This is a genomic window from Clostridium sp. NkU-1 (assembly GCA_001312405.1).
Window position 1 is genome coordinate 32,296 of record BBDR01000019.1, and the last position, 16,918, is coordinate 49,213.

A 16,918-nucleotide genomic window follows, 5' to 3' on the forward strand; every position below is an offset into this window, starting at 1 on the left:
GTTTAATCGTTTTCTTTTCTTTGCTGCTTGCATACTCATTACCCGCTCCCTTCTTTGCTAAAAACATAATGACCCTGCAGATAAAAATGGGCATTGGCACCTGTTACGATTACCAATGCCCGAAAAATCATGAGATCCTATGGACCTTATTTCCCATTAATCCATGACACAGCCTTCCTCGCCAAAAGCTTCCACTGCAGCCTTTTTAATGGCTTCATGCATCTCCTCCGGAGTAATTTCTCCAGCTAACAACCCCTGGAATTTTGGCAGAATGACCTCTTCCTCAATTTTTATGGCCTTTGCCCCTAAATCAGCCGGAATGTCGGGTCTGGCTTCCGCAACCTGGGTGGCAAGATTTTTAACTGCTTTTGTATTATTCTCGTTTTTGCCTTCCATGGGAGGAAGGGCTGCAAATGCTTCCTCTCCGGATTTGCAGATGGGGCTGATATAAAGTTCCTGACAGGTTTCTGCCGCTCTTTTTCCGCTTGCCAGGAAATAGGCAGCCTTTGCCACGTTCTTTAAATGCTCCGGACTTGGTTCATCCTTTCCGCGGAAGCACACATATCCATCTACCGCTCCCTGAGCCTGCTGGATATTTCCCTGGAACGTAGGAACCGGCAATACAATGTATTCCACCTCCTGGCTTCCTTCTACTGCACTTCCGTCATTTGCAGCCAGCTTTTTATTATTATCCGTAGCAGACTTTTCAAAAACTGACAGTCCCTTGCCGGTGATCATGGTCTGCCCGGTCAAGAACATGTTCCATCGTTTCCCCGCATCAACGGAGCTTAGTTCTTTCGGCATGGAGCCATCATCGATTAAGGCTCTGATGTCTTTTAAGAAGGGAACCAGCTGACTGCTGGTGTATGTATATTTCAAATCCTTATTAAAGGCAGAAGGCATACCTGCATTTTTTTACAAAGATCGAAAAATAATCCTTTGCCGCTACGCCTGAGCAAGCAAAAACAAAGCCGTACCGGGAATAGCTGTCTCCGTCCTTTACAACGCCCTTTTTGATGGCCTCCCGAAATTCTTCATAGGTCCAGCCATTTTCCTGGATTCCCTTCCAGTCGATTCCTGCTTCCTCCAGCATGGCTTTGTTTCCGCCGATCGCCTGTACCTCCACATAGGCAGGGAATCCATAAAGCCCGTCGCCGTTTTTGAAATAGTTTATAATGTCCGTGTTGTAATCTTCTATCATTTCCTTATCCGCATATTGGGAAATGTCCACCAGCATTTCCGTGTCCAGATATTTCGTGACACCGTTAGAACCGATGAATGCGATATCCGGCGGAGATCCGGCGTTTACCTGAACATCCAGCTTTTGCGTAATGTCTTCCCAGCTTGCCGTTGTGATCTGCAGCTCCATGTCAGGATTGGCTTCGTTGAATTCCTTTGCATATTCCACCAGTTTATCCTGATAGGATGCAGAAACAGGCGGCAGCAATGCCTTAACAATGTCTTTTTCATTGTTCTGCTCTACCGCAGTCCCCTTTGCGGCAGTTCCGCAGCCAGCCAGTGTACTGGCCATGATGGCTGCTGTCAATAGTACGGATAGTTTTCTTTTTTTCATGTTTTCCCTCCATTATTTTTATATCTGCTCTATGGCATAACGCACATGTCCACGTGCCTTTGCCAGCTTCTCCCTCGCCTCCTGTGCCCTGCATCCCGATAAAATGGATACAATCGCCGTCTTTGCATGGCCGTCTGCACAAGCCAGTGCTTCCTGCGCCTCATTCCTGCTGCATCCAGTGGCCTCCATTACAATGTTTTCCGCCCTTTTTATCAGCTTTGTATTTGTCTGTACCACATCCACCATCAGGTTCTGATATGCCTTTCCTGTTCCCACCATGCTTGCAGTGGATATCATATTACAGACCATTTTTTTCTGCCGTACCTGCCTTTAGCCTGGTAGATCCGGTCAGGATTTCCGGGCCCACCACCAGTTCAACGGTAATCTCCGCTGTTTCAGCCATAGCGGAGCCGGTGTTGCATACAATGGCAGCCGTCCTGCATCCGGTTTTTCCTGCATACCGCAGTCCACCTAATACATAAGGCGTCCTGCCGCTTGCGGCAATGCCGATCACCACATCATCTGCTGTGAGATGAATGTTTCTTAAATCCTCCTCTCCCAGGGTTTCGCTGTCTTCCGCACCTTCCACGGCTTTTATAAAAGCACTTTTTCCGCCCGCAATCAGCCCGACCACTTTTTCCGGTTCCACTCCAAAGGTTGGCGGACATTCTGCCGCATCTAAGAGTCCCAGCCTTCCGCTTGTACCGGCTCCCATATAGATCAGCCGGCCCGCTCCTTCAAAGCTTTTCGTGCACCATTCCACGATCCGGGCGATTTTCTCTATCTGGGTCTTTACTGCCTGAATTACCTTTTCGTCTTCTTCATTCATAATACGGATTAAATCCAGAGGGGGCATTTCATCCAGATTCATGGTCTTTGGATTTCTGGCTTCCGTTACCATATTAGACAGATCAATCATCCGTATCCTCCTTCCTAAGATATACTTCTCTTTTTCATGTATATCTTATTTGTTTTTCCCTTCCCTCCCGAGTTGATTTTATGATACATTTTGTGAATTTTTTTGTCAACGAATCTCCATTATTATGAAATTTCGTTTCATTATTTGAAATAAACCACCAAATAACGCCATTATTTTTAATTTTTTTTATGCATTTTTTTCTAATTTTTATTTCATTTATGCATTTTTATTACTGCAATCTGTTCCAATATCTTTTTCCATTACTAACATATCTGTTTTATCCGGATTTTGATCCACTATAAGCAATCACTGCCTCTGCTTTATCACTCCCATATTACAAAAAGGCAGGTCAGAAAGTCTGCAAATATAAGACATTTCTGACCTGCAAAAACAACAAGTTCTCAGGCAGTTACAGCCGTGCTTTTAGCAGGGACCATTTGTATTACCTGATTTGTACTAATCCATCCACGATCCACTCTCCATTTTCATTGACAGTGTATCCGTCTGGGGTGACGGCACTCTTAAGCATTGCGCCATATTTGTATTGCGTTGCATGAATATCCGGATTTAAGTAGTAACATTTTCCGTTGATCCATTTCCATCCGCTAACCATAGCGCCGAATGAGCCATCATGATTTTCGCTCATGTAGTACCAGCTGCCATCTCCATCCAGATACCAGCCTGAAATCATATACCCTTCTGTGTCGAAACGATACCAGGATACCTGGCCATTAAACAAACACTGATACCATTCATTTTTCGCATATGTTCCATCTTTTTTAACAGCCTGCCAGCCTCTGGCATTCTGTTTCCAGTTTACATAGTACTTTGTAAACGTGCTGCCGGAATCTCTATCTCTGTCTGAGCCGTTTGGACGGTCTGGTTTTTCGGGGATTTCCGGTTTTTCAGGAATTTCTGGTTTTTCGGGAATTTCTGGTTTTTCAGGATTGTCTGGTTCTTCTGTAAGCTTCACATCGTCTCTGTCGCGAACTCGTATACGTGCTACAGAATCCACAGAGTCACCTATGACAGTTCTGGATGAAAGTCCTACTGCAGACATATATGCACCGATTTCCAGATCCTTTATCACCTTATCCTTTGTAATATATCCGTCGATAAATATTCTTGCAGGCTTACCTGACTGATCCTGCAGCATAATCGTTTCTACCAGGTCATTTGGTGCATCAATGGAAATAACCTTGCCGCTTACAGTGACTAAACTGCCCAGGTTTTTGCCCTCATATGCTTCTTTCGTAGTTTCCTTAACAGGCTCTGGAAGTTCCCTTATATTCGTATCAGTTACCATAATCTTTTCTACTGCCAGCTGTCTCTCTCCCTGATAAGAAGAAGTTTTTCCAAATACCCTGATGGTCTGGCCCGCTCTTATATCGCCGGAAACAGGGAAAAGATTAATTCCGCCAGTCTTATCCTGCATATAGATGCTATCGAAGAAGGCAGTCTCTTTATCATAACCGGAAGCGTTTGATGTAGCTATTCCTTCGATTACAAACCGCTCGCCCTCACCGGCCGCCTGCACTTCCTTAATAGGAGTGATCTGCAGTTGATTCGTCTTATCTAACAAATTCTGCATAATCTGGTAGTTGCTGTAATCATTGGTGGCCGCGCTGTCAAATGTCAGCTGGAAATTGCTCATGGTCGAACATCCCGATAAATATAGTGTAGATGATTCACCATCGCTGAAGTAAAGCTCCTGAGTAGCTGCCAATACAAATTTGCCATCTAATTTCGTCAATGCGTCTCCTGATAATCCTACGCCGTCTTTATCCAGGCTTTTCGTATCTTTCGGTGCGTATACCAGAACTGCTGCACCTGAAGGAAGCATTGCGCTGTCACTGACTGGATTTCCATCTTTATCCATTGCATAAATATCCGCATTGCCATAGGTATTAAATTTAAGCCCTGTATCCACTCCGGCCATATATGGGTTCCGCTTATTATAATCGGTGCCCAGGATACCAATTACTCTGCCGTCATTGCTGGAATCGCACTGTAACTCATCATCGGCAAAACGGAATGCACTTCCAAGAGTTTCCAGAATCTTGTTCTGCTGAGCCGACATATGATCCTCTGCCTTAGACTCATCACCTTTGAAACCATCATATGCCTCATAGGTATCGCTCCAGCACAGACCATAATCGTCTTGCCGCCCTTTTCAGCAAAATCTCTGACTGCCTCCAGCTCATCCTCTGTATAGTTCTTATAATCCTCCCGCAGCTTCGTACCATCACGTCTGGAAGGCGCATTTAACAAAAGTCCAACATATTTGTCGTCCTTTAAAGCGGCTATCAGTTCCTGGCTGGTGTTAAGCGTGACCGTTCTGATATTGTAATCCCCCGCTAAGGTGGTGAAATTCCCCATACTGTCCTTATAGTTTCCATTCACATATTCATTATAGTGACTGGCGTCTATAGCAAAATATTTCATCTTCGAGCTGTCACGTACTTCTATTTCCAGAGCAAAGCTGAATGTCTTTTTTTCTCCTTCCAGTTCCATTTGGGCAGTGACTTCTATTTCATTTACTCCTACTTTATCAAGCATAAACTGTTTGTTTACAGTGTAAGTTCCAAATGACTTCAAACTCACGTTCAGATCTTCGCTTTCAAGGACCTTATCACCAGCTTTAAATGTCAGCCTGGTAAGTGTGGCATCTGATTCTTCATTATTGAAAGCTGAGACTGTAAACTTCACCGGTTCTCCTGTCACTGGTACTTCTGTATCACAAGTGAAGGAAGATATGCCTGCCTTTGCAGCGGAACCATACCATACAGGAGCTGTTACGGCGATATTTTTATCCGCCTGAGTCACACGTATGTAATAATATCCTTTCTTTGCAGGAAGCTCAAATGTGAACTCTCCGCTATTTCCAGTGCCTTCTTTTTTTTGCTGCGATTGCGCCGCCATTTGTCACCACTTCTACACTTTTAATAACATCGGACGGATCCGGATCATCTACGCTTACAGAAATATTCAGCGTTTTCACATCATCTGACACATCCAGGATACTTCCCATAAGCTCATCATTTAAAGTATACATAATATTTAAGTTCTTATCTTCTGTGGCGTATACACGCATGTCTTTAATTGCATTTAAAATCCCTGTCTCTGACAAATCATCTGTGAGGACGACTGTCCTGGCCGTATTGGCATTGCCCCAACGCCCTTTATGGTTATCCTGATTATTGGCGGGCGCTAAATGCCAGCCTTATCCAGTGCTTTCGTATATTCATTGTAGCTTGGGAAATATCCGCCTGAACCGATGGATCCTTCGCCATTGCCTACTTCTACTAAGACCATTTTAGCGTCTCTGGCCGGTGTATAGTATGCAAAATCTGAAAATGTACCAAAGGTCTTGCCCGGGTGGTTGAACTGTGAAAGATTCGCCAACGGGTCTGGATTCGCAGTCAGAATGTCATAGTATGCCTTCATGCCTGCATCATTTTTCTTGTCATTGAGCGTGGTATTATTTCGGCTTACCAGTCCTGATGAGCCAAATGTGTTGATGTGGCCGGGCCCGCCGGACCAGGTCATCTCGAAACCGGATAACGCTTTTCTGGAACTGGTTTCGTTAAACGCTGCGGTCTGCTCCCTGTATTCCTCCCATATCGCCCTGCTGGCAGGTGTCATAAGAGCCGGGTCATTAAGTGCCTCTTTTGGATTGGGTGCATCTTTTGTATCAAAATAGTTGGAATGATCTGTAAAGGATACAAATTGCACATTGTCTTCTTCCGGTATACTGGCAAGATAATTAAGACCATCTTTGACAGACCCGGAACCATCCGAATAATTCGTGTGTCCATGAAGCTGTCCGAAATACGCGGAAAAAGAGGACTTGCCTATGGTAAATTTCCAATTCTCGGTATGAGACACTTTGTCTTCCCGAATAACCGTCACCTGTGCGTTATAATTGCCGTCTTCCAGCACCTTGGGTGAAAAAGCATAGGTTGCGCTGTCAGCGGCTGTCTCTTTGAGATTCATAGCCTGGCCTGTATAAATGGCAGTGCCATCTGCCTTATTGAGAGTGAGGCTCACCGATGGGTTATTTCCGGTATTAGTCAGTCTGATGGAAATTTCAGGCGCTTTCACGTCTCCTGTTGCTTTATTCCTATCAGGAGTAACCGCCAGTACCTGCGGCTTGTCATTGATAACGATAGGAACAATTCCACTCTCTGCTTCGAGACCCGTTTTATCTTTTGCTTTGAATTTTATGTATAAGGCCTGCTGACCCTTAGCAAAATTTTCTGCCGGAATAACAGCCTCATAGTTGTTCGTATCCCGATTAAATGTCATGGACAGTGACTTGCCAAGCGCCCCCTCTGAGGGACCGAAAAGAACCTCCACACTTGCCACGCCCACATTGTCCCTGACCTGGACGGATATAGGATATTCCTGGTCCGGCCTTGCATCAATATAGGTGCCTAAGGTAATGACCGGTGGTTTGGTGTCATTTTTCACAAAATAGACTGGAAAACCATTTTTCTCTTCTGTACCGGTGTATAGCTGAATCGTCTGGTTAAATCTGCCTATCATGGCAGTCAGATCCACTGTTTCTCCTTCTTCGACGCCTTCCGGATACGGAGCTGCCTGATAAATATTAATCGTACCGGTTGCATCAGTTACAGGTGTACTGGCTGATGTATTGAGCTTGCCAAGTTTGACATCCTCTATCAGTACAACTCTGTTAATAAGTCCGCTTTTCTCTATATCAGCGGTATTTGCCATGGCTTTTATCTGATTGATGGTATACTTCACAGGCTGTATCGATGCCTCATCCTGCTTAGCAGCGACCTTTGCTTTATCTTTCGAGGATGTTATCTGAGGCATACCATAGCGGATCTGGTAATCTCCCGTGATTTCCAGTATATCACCGATCCTGGCGTCATCCGGCGCCGCTCCATAAATATAGATACTGTACTGGCTGCCATCTATCTCGGACTGGAGCACCGGATTTCCGTATGTAGTGGCCAGATATGACAATTCCCCTGTAACAGTCACATCTTTCGTGTTCTGTCCCAGCGCCAGCACGTCTTTAATCGTCATCACTTCACCGGCTTCACGGACTGTATAGGAGAACTCAGCGATTTCACTCTTCTCCAGCCCTTCCTTAACTGCACGCACATAGTATGTAACCGGCTCATCAATCACCAGCTTGTCATTGTTTGAATATGTTATCCATTCTTCGGCAGTCTTAGACTCCGTATTATACTCTATCTCAGCATCTGATGTTGCCGTAGAGAATGTAAGCTGCGTACCTTTCAGTACCAGTCCGGCTGACGGCGATGCAGCAGGCATCTTGCATTTCGTTTCTTCCGGCTCAGTTCCGCCGCCTTCCTCATAGGAACTGTTGTGCGCCTCAGGCTTTCCGATCTTAAAATCGGCGTAGTTATTGTCCGTATCCACTGACGGGTCCCTGCGGATAGCGGCGGTGGAATTTGACATTGCATCAGTGGGTTTGGTCTCATACTCCTGAGCTGTGTTGTTAATTCCTACCAGGTCAACGAAATTCTCATCAACTTTACTTGTCAGCTTCTCACTGCTCTTAGACAATGCCGCTGCCCCTTCTTTTGCAGCCATTGCGATATTACCTACAGCGTCGGGTTCCGGAAGTTCTGGCGCATTATCTTTATTCTCCCCATCTGCTTCCTTTATCAGATAGTAACCGCCAGCTTTGATCGTACCTGAAAGTTTCGTTAAGTCCTTGCCGTCATAGGTGCTGAACGATTTCTTAGCCAGCCACTGCACTGACCACCCATCCAGGCTCACATCTTCATCCGTGGGGTTGTACAGTTCAATAAAATCGCTCTTATATACAGCGCCGCTATTGCCTCCGCCACCGTATACCTGGCTGATCACTACGTGGTATGCCAGACCGCTGTCTCTGAGTTCGGGCTTATCTTCTTCCATATCCGTAACACTGGCTTCCTCTTTCGCATCGCCCATATTGGCCGTATCTTCCTTATTGCCTGCATCTCCCTTATTGCCTGTATCTCCCTTATCTCCCGTATCGCCCGTATCTTCTTCCATCTTTCCGGGAATGTCTGCATCCGTGTCCTTGTCCGCCTCACTGGGGCTGGCTCTATCCCCTCCCCTGCTGGAACGTTCTGCCTCATACATCTTTGGCGGGTTAAAGTCTGCCTCAATCGCAAAACCAGGTACGACTGACATATTCAGGCACATGGCGACTGACAGAAACAGACTTAACAGCTTCCTTGAGTTCATAATTTCTTTTTTTCTCCTTCCATTTTTGATGGTATCACTTAATTAAATCTTATTATTACCAACTGGAAAAATCACCAAAATCAGATATACTTTCAAAGTAAAATATGTGAAAATCGTCACTGTTTTTTTCTATGCTTTTTATGTTCTTCATCAACCTGCATGACCACTCTTTCCTCCGCATTTGTCCTGCTGCACATAAACGCGCTTAAAAATGCTACCAATGGCACAGTCATTACAATACCTATAGTACCTGAGATACCCTGTATAATCTCCAGCGCCATCATGTCACTGTTAAATATCTGCAAATATGGATAATTAAAGATTCTGAACAGTACCAGCATATTAAGTGCCGAACCAGCAAATGCCAATATCAGCGTGTTAGCCATAGTACCCATGGCATCCCTGCCTATATTAATACCCGACTGAATCAGCTTTTGTCTGTTTAGTTCCGGATTCAACTGATGCACCTCAAATACTGCAGACGTAATAGTCATAGCCACATCCATAACTGCGCCAAGTGCTGCTATGAGTACGGCACTGATAAGTAATCCGCTGATATTCAGGCTTGTCCCACCTGTACGGAGAATTAATTCTTCCGCCTCCGACATATTAAAACCGTTTATCGGCGTAGCGAGTGCCGTGAGAGCTGCGGCGGCCCCTGCTATGGCTACGCCGCCCACGCACCCAATGGTTGCACAGAACGTTTTCATGGATAAGCCATTTAACAGTACCAGTGAAACTGCTGTGGTTACGGCTGCTATGACAATGGATGACAAGATCGGATTGATGCCATGCCTGATCATGGGGATGAGCAAAAACCAGATACCCACAATAGTAAATGCAAGCCCCAGTATAGCGGCTATCCCTTTTCTTCCTCCGAATACAGCTAAAGACAGCACAAATACCACCGTCAGTCCAAGCAATGCCGGACCCCTGTTATAATTGGATATGGATGCTATGTATGAAAGCCCATTGGCATCTATATCCATTCTGACGATTACCTTCGTACCTGCTTTTAAGTCCACATTATTGTATACACTCATATAATTGACTGCCGGCAATATCTTACCTCTGTCCTCACCGCTGTCTATCTGTATATAGACTTCCTGCACTCCTATGCGCAGCCCCTCTGTCCACTCTTCTGCTTTCGCCTCGTCACTGATGAGTTTAGTCACATGTGCCTTGGCAAATCTTAACTGGCTTGCCGCTGTTGGTACTTCTCCTGGCAGCGGTTTATTGATCCATATGAGAATTGTTATAAATACCACGCAGAAAAGGAATGTGGCTAAAAGTTTTACGCAGAATGTTTTCTTATTTTTCATTTTTAAAGTACTCCTTTCTGCGAAAGGCATCAATGTGGTTATGAACTGCGCCCTTCGTCCTGTTTATTTTTATTATACTTAAGCTGCAATGTTACACACTGCAGAACCCGTGAAGGCGATGGCATGTACAAAACCATTCGCAAATGCTGCTTTGGAAGCGTTAAACTTGTTAAAAAACAGAATATAACATTCTATATTATTATATTGCGTTATTAATCACTTAAGTACTACTTATGAATAAAAATGATTGGTATAAATACTATGTGGTACTTACATTCCCATTTTGAATGTGATAAACGGTTAATATCCATATGGATTAACCTCCAATAATATAATTTATGCGGTTTTGGACCCAGATCATTATGTCATTGGAAGTTTTTTTCCTGAAGTTAAAGCTGCCGTGGTCACGCCTGCATACCAGGCAGTTCATGGAAAATCGCCATACAAAAAAAAGCAGGCCAGAAAGTCTGTAAATATAAGACTTTTCTGACCTGCAAAGACAGCAGATTCTGAGGCTGTTACAGCCGTGCTTTTAACAGCATTTAAGATATTTAGATTAAACTCAATAAAAAATGAATTAATGATGTTGCAGGGAAGGATCCCCTTCTTTCTCAGTACAACGCCTGCTGCCACTACCAGGAGAAACAGCAGCGCCTGAAAGTTTAGAAGGCGATTAAAGTCCAGTCTGACTCTCTTCTTTGGATTTCATATATTCATCCATGGCCAGAGCCACTGTCTTTGAATAGGCAACTGCTTCTACTACGGTTCTTGCTCCCAGAACCACATCTCCGGAAGCAAATATGCCCGGAATGGTTGTCTGGCCTTTTTCATCTGTCATCAAAAGCCCGTTCTGGCTGGCCAGCAAGCCCTTGGTGGTATTCACCAGCTTGCTCTTCGGCCCCTGGCTGATGGAAATGATGGTGGAATCTGCAAAAATCTGTTCCCGGTCTTCATCAATTCCGATCTGGTTTCCTTCCCCATCATACCGGATATTTTCAAACACCGGACCATCATCCGTAATCTCCACGATCTGTTTCCCAAACTGGAAGTCAGCCCCGTCAAGCTTTGCATAGGCTGTTTCGTGATCGCTGGCATTGCTGGATAAACCTCTGGCATAAAGGGTCACCTTCCTGGCTCCGTGGCGGATCACGGTCCTTGCCACATCCATGGCAGAATTCCCAACGCCAATGATGGCAACCGTCTCTCCCAGATCATAGGCATCGGGATTAGCAAGATAATCGATGGCATAATGGACATTTCCCAGGGATTCCCCTTTTACGCCCAGGGTTTTCGGCCTCCAGACTCCGGTTCCGATAAAGATGCTCTGATAGCCGTCACGGATCAGATCCTTGATTTCCAGGGCTGTTCCAATGGCCGTATTGGGGCGGATCTTCACCCCGATTTCCAGAAGCTTCTTTTTGTAGCGCTCTAAAATGGTCTTTGGAAGCCGGAACTCCGGTATCCCGTACTGGAGAACGCCTCCCACCTTATCCTTGGCATCGAAAATTGTCACGCTGTAGCCTTCCTTGGTCAAAAGAAAGGCAATGGTGATCCCGGCCGGACCTGCGCCGATTACTGCCACCTTCTTCCCGTTTTTCGGCTTTAACTCCACCTTCATCTTGTTAAAAATGGTATCAGAGATATAATTTTCTATGCTGCTGATATGCACCGGCTGCCCCTTTCTGCCCAGTATGCAATGGCCTTCGCACTGACTTTCATGATTGCATACAAGGGAACAAACCAGGGACATGGGATTGTTTTCAAACAACATTTCTCCTGCTTTATTTAAACCGCCTTCTTTAAAGGCCGTGATCATCTGGGGGATAGGGGTATGGACGGGACAGCCCTGCCGGCACAGGGGCTTCTTACAGTTTAAGCATCTGTTTGCTTCATCAATTACGTGAACAGCCATAATTTATCTTCCTCTCTTTTTCTGTGACATGATTTACTGAAGTATTTTATCTCTCAATAATTCTATATTTGCATATTGTATACAGTTTTATTTTTATTTTTCACATCATATCACACTCAAAATAATAAAATCAATAGCCAGCTTTTATGTACAGAAAAAAATAAATTTCGTCAAAAATATATCGAATTATGGTTGTTTTCCATTTCCATAAATAAAAAAAGAATCCGGAGGATATGGGCGGAAGAATATCTCCAAACACCGCTATCCCGGATTCTCTGTTTTAATAATTATTTTCCTTCGTAAGTAATCATGGCTTCCACATCATATCCTGCAAGCTTTTCCCTGCCATTTAATCCTGCAAGCTCCATGATAAAGCAGATTTTCACCACTTCGCCGCCAAGCTCTTCAATCAGCTTTATGATGGCTTCAATGGTGCCGCCTGTAGCGATCAAATCATCTATGATGACCACTTTCTGCCCTGGTCTGATGGAATCCTTGTGGATCTCAACAGTTGCAGTGCCATATTCCAGCTCGTAATCGGCAGACAGGACTTCCCTTGGAAGCTTGCCTTTCTTTCTCACCGGAATAAAGCTCTTATGCTCTGCATAGGCCACCGGAACGCCAAAGATAAAGCCTCTTGATTCCGGTCCCACTACTGAATCATATTCCACTCCTTTTAACATATCCCTTATGCCATCCACTGCCAGGCAAAGCCCGTCCGGATCCTCCAGAATGGTGGTCACATCCCTGAAAATGATTCCTTCCTCCGGAAAATCAGGAATGCTTGTGACATAGTCTTCTAATCTTTTCATTGTCATACCTCGTATTGTCATAGTCTGTATCCCATGGATACTCCCTTATCCTCTTGGATGGGCGCCCGTGTAGGCGCGGCGTAAGTTTTCTCCCTGAGTATAATTCATATACATCTGTGTCGTAGCCATATCAGAATGGCCAAGCATGGCTTGTACCGCATGAATATCCGCTCCGTTGCGGAGCAGATGTGCCGCAAAGGAGTGGCGAAGGGTGTGAGGTGTAATGTCAGCCTTGATCCCTGCCTTATCCCCATAGAACTTTATAATCTTCCAAAATCCCTGGCGGCTCATGGATTTCCCGTTGCAGTTGGTGAAAAGCCACTCTGATTCCTGGCCCCTCAGCAAGTATTCCCGGCCCCGTTCCATATAAGCCGAAAGGGCCAGCTTGGCCACCTTTCCAAAAGGAACCATACGTTCCTTGTGTTCATCCTTGCAGGTAATATATCCAATGGACAGGTTTATATCGGTTTTTTTTAGATGAATCAGTTCCGACACACGGATTCCGGTGGCGTAAAGCAGTTCCAGCATGGCACGGTCCCGAAGCTCCTTCGGATTCTCGCCGCCAGGCTGGCTTAATAAGCTGTTCACTTCATCCACCGTTAATATGGTAGGTGCCTTTTTTTCCACCTTTGGCGCCTTTAAAAGCTCTGCCGGGTCCTTCTGGATTCTCCCTTCCCTGCACTGGTAATGAAAGAATGCTTCATGGAAGCCAGACAACGTGAAATGGTAGTAGTAGCCTTCCCTTCTTTCTCAAGATGCAGGATATAGGAATTAAGACTGGTCTTTGTCACCTTGTCCACCTCTGTGATTCCCTGCTTCCCCAAAAAAGAAGCCAGCTGCATCAAATCCCTCTGATAAGATACCTCTGTGTTTTTTGATGTTTTTTTTATCTCTCTCAAATAAATGATAAAATGATTGATCTCTGCTACCATCTCCATATCCCCTGACCTTTCGGCTTCAAAAATGCCTTAAAATAAGGCTTCTTCCTAACATTATATAGACTATTTTCGATAAAATCAAACACATTTTTCCTGCCATAAAGACATTTTAGGGTTACTTTACATAATATGTACAAGATATTGGTAATGATTGACTTTTTTTTCGCAAGATATGGGGAAATAAATATTGTATTTTTTTTTAATATGTTCTCTTTAAAGGACCATTTTTAAGAAAATCGGGTTGATCCAGGCCTCGCAGGCGCTCCCAAGAGCAGCCAGGAACAAAAGCAGCAAAAAGGCCGGGATCCGGAAACGCCGTCCATTTTGCATGGCCCACAAAAGAAGGATACACCAAAGAGGAATATAACACAGGCCCTGAGGCGTGACTGTCATAAGAAATACGGGAAGCCCCATAAGCCCCTTTTGGACCGTTATAACGGAAAGGACAAATCCCATGGAAAAACCGATTCCTGCCGTCAGCAGGCAATACAAAGGAAGCGCATAAGCAGTCAGGCCCATGAGCCATGCGATCCATACCTCGATCCCCCGCTGTCTTAACACCTGATAAAAAAGCTGCACCCGCTCCCCTTTGTCCAGATTCACATTTCTGTCCAAAAGGCCCAGGTAATATACGGCTTCCTCCACAAAGGACGGATACCAGAAGTTTGCCATGACCGTACCGGCAATAAGCCCGGCAAAAAAGCAAATGAGATAGCGGTCCTCTGCCCTTAGGTTCCGCTCCAGGGAAGTGTACATTCCCCCTGGTCCCGGTCTTCTTCTCAAGCGGTAACGAAACGAACGAAACAATCCGGCCATTAAAAATCCCCTTACGTCTTTTTTTCAACCTTATGCCTGCAAAGGGACATTTATTCTTGGAAAGACAACGGGCCGGGACTGCTGTTTTACAGCTTTTCCCTATTTTACGCCGTACTTTCTCCCATAGGCCATGATTGCAGCAATGGTCTTACCGTCGGTAATCTCTCCCCGGTATATCTTTTGTTCCAAGTCCCTCAACTCCCATTCCTCCACCTCGATGTATTCGTCTTCATCTAAGTTCTGTTTGGAAGGCTCTAATTCCCTTGCAACAAAAATATCAATGGCTTCATCGCAGAATGCAACCGTTGTGTTGACGCTGATCAGATACTCCATCTTTTCCTTATCCGTCTTATAGCCTGTCTCCTCTTCCAGCTCCCTGTGGGCGCAGTCAAGCTTTGGCTCATCGGGGCTGTCAAGGGCTCCGGCCGGGATCTCCAAGGTATACCGGTCCAAAGCATTGCGGTACTGGCGCACCATGAGAAGCTTCCCGCTTTTTGTTACAGGGACCACTGCCGCGGCTCCGTTATGGTGGATGAAATCCCAGTGGGCCAGATGGCCGTTAGCATCTACCTGTCCTCATATACTTTTATAATATGTCCCTCATGCTTTAATTCCCTGTCAAGTCGTTTTACAGGCTTCTGTTCCATTGTCTTACCTCCATGTCCAGTATCATGAACCTGCAGTCCATGATCTGCATTCAACCTTCGCGTTGACGGGAGAGCTCATCTTCGCTCTCTACGTTCATTCTATTATAATTCCTCACATTTTTTTAAAGCAGGCATCCGCTGCCTTTATGACCGCATTGCGGAATCCAAATTCCTCCAGGGCGGATACTCCCTCAATGGTGGTGCCTCCCGGCGAGCACACCTTATCCTTTAAGGCTCCAGGATGCTCCCCTGTCTCCAGGACCATCCTGGCGCTGCCAAGAACTGTCTGAGCCGCCATCTCATAGGCGGCATCCCTTGGAAGGCCATACTTTACCGCCCCGTCTGCCAAAGCCTCGATAAACATGTAAACATAGGCAGGGGAGCTTCCGCTGGCACAGACCACCGCGTTCATAAGCCGCTCTTCTACGATCCGCATCCTTCCCAGAGAACGGAAAATATCACTGATTGTCTCCTTCTCCTCCTGGGAAAAAACCTTCTCATCGTAGCAGACTCCTGTCATTCCTTCCCCAAGGAGGGCCGGGGTATTTGGCATGGCGCGGACCACCCGTTTTTCTTGACCCAGCTTTTCCTTTAGCTGGGCTGTTGTGATCCCGGGCGCAATGGAAATGATCACATGGTCTTCTGTTACCTCATTGCGGATATCAGACAGCACCGGGGCAAAATACTGAGGTTTCACGGCCAGTACCAAGTATTTTGCCTGGGCAGCACATCCGGCATTGCTTTCTGCATGGGCCACTCCCATTTCTGAACTGATCTGTGCGCACCGTTCTTTATTCACATCAGTAAAAATGATGTCTTCCTTCCCATAAGTCTTTAATAATCCTTTTAATATTGCAAAACCCATATTTCCGATTCCGATGATTCCTATTTTCGCCATAATCTCTTCCTCCCGCTTATGTTTTGAAATCAGCAATTAATCAGCATCATTCTAACACCATTTTTTTCAAATGTCAATCATTGGATTCTTCCTGATTGACGGAAATGATCCGGACCCCCGTCTTCCGAAGGGCAGCCTTTTCCTGCTCTTTAAATTCATGATCCGTTATGATCCCGGTATAATCGGCCAGGCAGTTGATCCGGTTCATCCCCTGCCGGTTGAATTTGGAATCATCCACTGCCAGAAAGGACTGCTGGCACTGCTTTACAAGCTGGCGCTTTAAAAATGCCTTATCAGTGGTGGGCGTCAGCACATGGAAATCCCCGCTTATGGCGGCAGCCCCGAAAAATCCCGTATCAAACCGGAAATCCTCTATCATCTGGGTGGTGTAATAGCCTAAGGTACTTCCAGTGGACTTCTGGACATAACCCCCGCACAGGATCAGCTCTGCCCTGCTGTTCTTCATGAGAAGGGCGATCTCCAGGTCATTGGTAATGACCGTCATGTTTTCCTTATCCATGATCCGTTTTGCGATCTCATAGGTGGTTGTTCCGGCATCCAGATATACGGTAGTCCCTTCCCTGATGAATTCCACGCATTTTACTGCGATCAGCTCCTTCTGTCCATGATTTTTCACGCTTTTATCCGCATAGGCAACCTCGGTCTTGCTTACCGCTCCTCCGTGGCAGCGTTCGATCAGCCCCTCTTTTTGCAGCCTTTCCAAATCCCTGCGGATGGTCATAGGACTGACGTTAAGCTTTGTTGCCAGTTCCTGGGCCTGGACGCTTCCATCCTCCTGTATCATGTTCAGAATTTTAATCTGCCTTTCTGCCATCATCATGAC

At 45.6% G+C, this 16,918-nt stretch carries 14 protein-coding genes and 2 pseudogenes; all 16 read right to left on the bottom strand.

The features are described 5' to 3' along the window. Positions 1 to 156 precede the first annotated feature (156 nt). Positions 157 to 879 (bottom strand): hypothetical protein, encoded by a 723-nt coding sequence (locus tag JCM10519_RS32710; RefSeq protein ID WP_347845041.1) that lies wholly within the window; start codon positions 877 to 879, stop codon positions 157 to 159. A gap of 7 nt (positions 880 to 886) precedes the next feature. Further along, entirely contained in the window at positions 887 to 1,573 is a 687-nt protein-coding gene (locus tag JCM10519_RS32715; RefSeq protein ID WP_347845042.1) for an extracellular solute-binding protein, read from the bottom strand. A gap of 18 nt (positions 1,574 to 1,591) precedes the next feature. Then, positions 1,592 to 1,882 carry a hypothetical protein gene (locus tag JCM10519_RS32720; protein WP_347845043.1) on the bottom strand — a complete coding sequence of 97 codons (291 nt, stop codon included), beginning with the start codon at positions 1,880 to 1,882 and terminating at the stop codon, positions 1,592 to 1,594. Continuing rightward, the gene (locus tag JCM10519_RS21085) at positions 1,872 to 2,492 is read right to left on the bottom strand and encodes an N-acetylmuramic acid 6-phosphate etherase (protein WP_347845044.1); all 621 of its coding nucleotides are present in this window, start codon (positions 2,490 to 2,492) and stop codon (positions 1,872 to 1,874) included. Before JCM10519_RS21085 ends, JCM10519_RS32720 begins: the two co-directional genes overlap by 11 nt. 442 nt (positions 2,493 to 2,934) lie before the next feature. After that, positions 2,935 to 4,572 carry a hypothetical protein gene (locus JCM10519_RS21090; RefSeq protein ID WP_347845045.1) on the bottom strand — a complete coding sequence of 546 codons (1,638 nt, stop codon included), beginning with the start codon at positions 4,570 to 4,572 and terminating at the stop codon, positions 2,935 to 2,937. After that, entirely contained in the window at positions 4,473 to 5,414 is a 942-nt protein-coding gene (locus tag JCM10519_RS21095) for a hypothetical protein (RefSeq protein ID WP_054741625.1), read from the bottom strand. The genes JCM10519_RS21090 and JCM10519_RS21095 overlap by 100 nt, the downstream gene beginning before the upstream one ends. Then, positions 5,371 to 5,622, bottom strand: coding sequence for a hypothetical protein (locus JCM10519_RS21100; RefSeq protein ID WP_054741627.1), 252 nt, complete (start codon positions 5,620 to 5,622; stop codon positions 5,371 to 5,373). The genes JCM10519_RS21095 and JCM10519_RS21100 overlap by 44 nt, the downstream gene beginning before the upstream one ends. Before the next feature lie 80 nt (positions 5,623 to 5,702). After that, the gene (locus tag JCM10519_RS21105; RefSeq protein ID WP_054741630.1) at positions 5,703 to 8,729 is read right to left on the bottom strand and encodes a lamin tail domain-containing protein; all 3,027 of its coding nucleotides are present in this window, start codon (positions 8,727 to 8,729) and stop codon (positions 5,703 to 5,705) included. 116 nt (positions 8,730 to 8,845) lie between these two features. Next, a complete protein-coding gene (locus tag JCM10519_RS21110) occupies positions 8,846 to 10,051 on the bottom strand; it encodes a YibE/F family protein (protein ID WP_347845046.1) in 1,206 nt (401 codons plus the stop codon). Positions 10,052 to 10,724: 673 nt separating this feature from the next. Then, positions 10,725 to 11,963, bottom strand: a complete 1,239-nt coding sequence (locus tag JCM10519_RS21120; RefSeq protein WP_054741636.1) for an FAD-dependent oxidoreductase — start codon at positions 11,961 to 11,963, stop codon at positions 10,725 to 10,727. A 287-nt stretch (positions 11,964 to 12,250) separates the two neighbouring features. Further along, a complete protein-coding gene (locus tag JCM10519_RS21125) occupies positions 12,251 to 12,775 on the bottom strand; it encodes an adenine phosphoribosyltransferase (RefSeq protein ID WP_054741638.1) in 525 nt (174 codons plus the stop codon). Between the two features lie 45 nt (positions 12,776 to 12,820). Beyond that, positions 12,821 to 13,707: pseudogene (locus tag JCM10519_RS21130) on the bottom strand (site-specific tyrosine recombinase). A gap of 219 nt (positions 13,708 to 13,926) precedes the next feature. After that, on the bottom strand, positions 13,927 to 14,529 hold the full coding sequence (locus tag JCM10519_RS21135; protein WP_347845047.1) for a stage II sporulation protein M: 603 nt from the start codon (positions 14,527 to 14,529) through the stop codon (positions 13,927 to 13,929). A gap of 99 nt (positions 14,530 to 14,628) precedes the next feature. Continuing rightward, positions 14,629 to 15,176: pseudogene (locus JCM10519_RS21140) on the bottom strand (NUDIX hydrolase). A gap of 112 nt (positions 15,177 to 15,288) precedes the next feature. Next, positions 15,289 to 16,074, bottom strand: a complete 786-nt coding sequence (proC, locus tag JCM10519_RS21145) for a pyrroline-5-carboxylate reductase (RefSeq protein ID WP_054741642.1) — start codon at positions 16,072 to 16,074, stop codon at positions 15,289 to 15,291. A gap of 73 nt (positions 16,075 to 16,147) precedes the next feature. Beyond that, the gene (locus JCM10519_RS21150) at positions 16,148 to 16,915 is read right to left on the bottom strand and encodes a DeoR family transcriptional regulator (protein ID WP_054741644.1); all 768 of its coding nucleotides are present in this window, start codon (positions 16,913 to 16,915) and stop codon (positions 16,148 to 16,150) included. Positions 16,916 to 16,918: the final 3 nt, after the last annotated feature.

Coding starts and splice junctions, on each gene's coding strand:
- JCM10519_RS32715 (WP_347845042.1), bottom strand. CDS start 1,573: ATGAAAAAAAGAAAACTATCCGTACTATTGACAGCAGCCATCATGGCC.
- JCM10519_RS32720 (WP_347845043.1), bottom strand. CDS start 1,882: ATGGTCTGTAATATGATATCCACTGCAAGCATGGTGGGAACAGGAAAG.
- JCM10519_RS21085 (WP_347845044.1), bottom strand. CDS start 2,492: ATGATTGATCTGTCTAATATGGTAACGGAAGCCAGAAATCCAAAGACC.
- JCM10519_RS21090 (WP_347845045.1), bottom strand. CDS start 4,572: ATGTCGGCTCAGCAGAACAAGATTCTGGAAACTCTTGGAAGTGCATTC.
- JCM10519_RS21095 (WP_054741625.1), bottom strand. CDS start 5,414: ATGGCGGCGCAATCGCAGCAAAAAAAAGAAGGCACTGGAAATAGCGGA.
- JCM10519_RS21105 (WP_054741630.1), bottom strand. CDS start 8,729: ATGAACTCAAGGAAGCTGTTAAGTCTGTTTCTGTCAGTCGCCATGTGC.
- JCM10519_RS21110 (WP_347845046.1), bottom strand. CDS start 10,051: ATGAAAAATAAGAAAACATTCTGCGTAAAACTTTTAGCCACATTCCTT.
- JCM10519_RS21120 (WP_054741636.1), bottom strand. CDS start 11,963: ATGGCTGTTCACGTAATTGATGAAGCAAACAGATGCTTAAACTGTAAG.
- JCM10519_RS21125 (WP_054741638.1), bottom strand. CDS start 12,775: ATGAAAAGATTAGAAGACTATGTCACAAGCATTCCTGATTTTCCGGAG.
- JCM10519_RS21135 (WP_347845047.1), bottom strand. CDS start 14,529: ATGGCCGGATTGTTTCGTTCGTTTCGTTACCGCTTGAGAAGAAGACCG.
- proC (WP_054741642.1), bottom strand. CDS start 16,074: ATGGCGAAAATAGGAATCATCGGAATCGGAAATATGGGTTTTGCAATA.
- JCM10519_RS21150 (WP_054741644.1), bottom strand. CDS start 16,915: ATGATGATGGCAGAAAGGCAGATTAAAATTCTGAACATGATACAGGAG.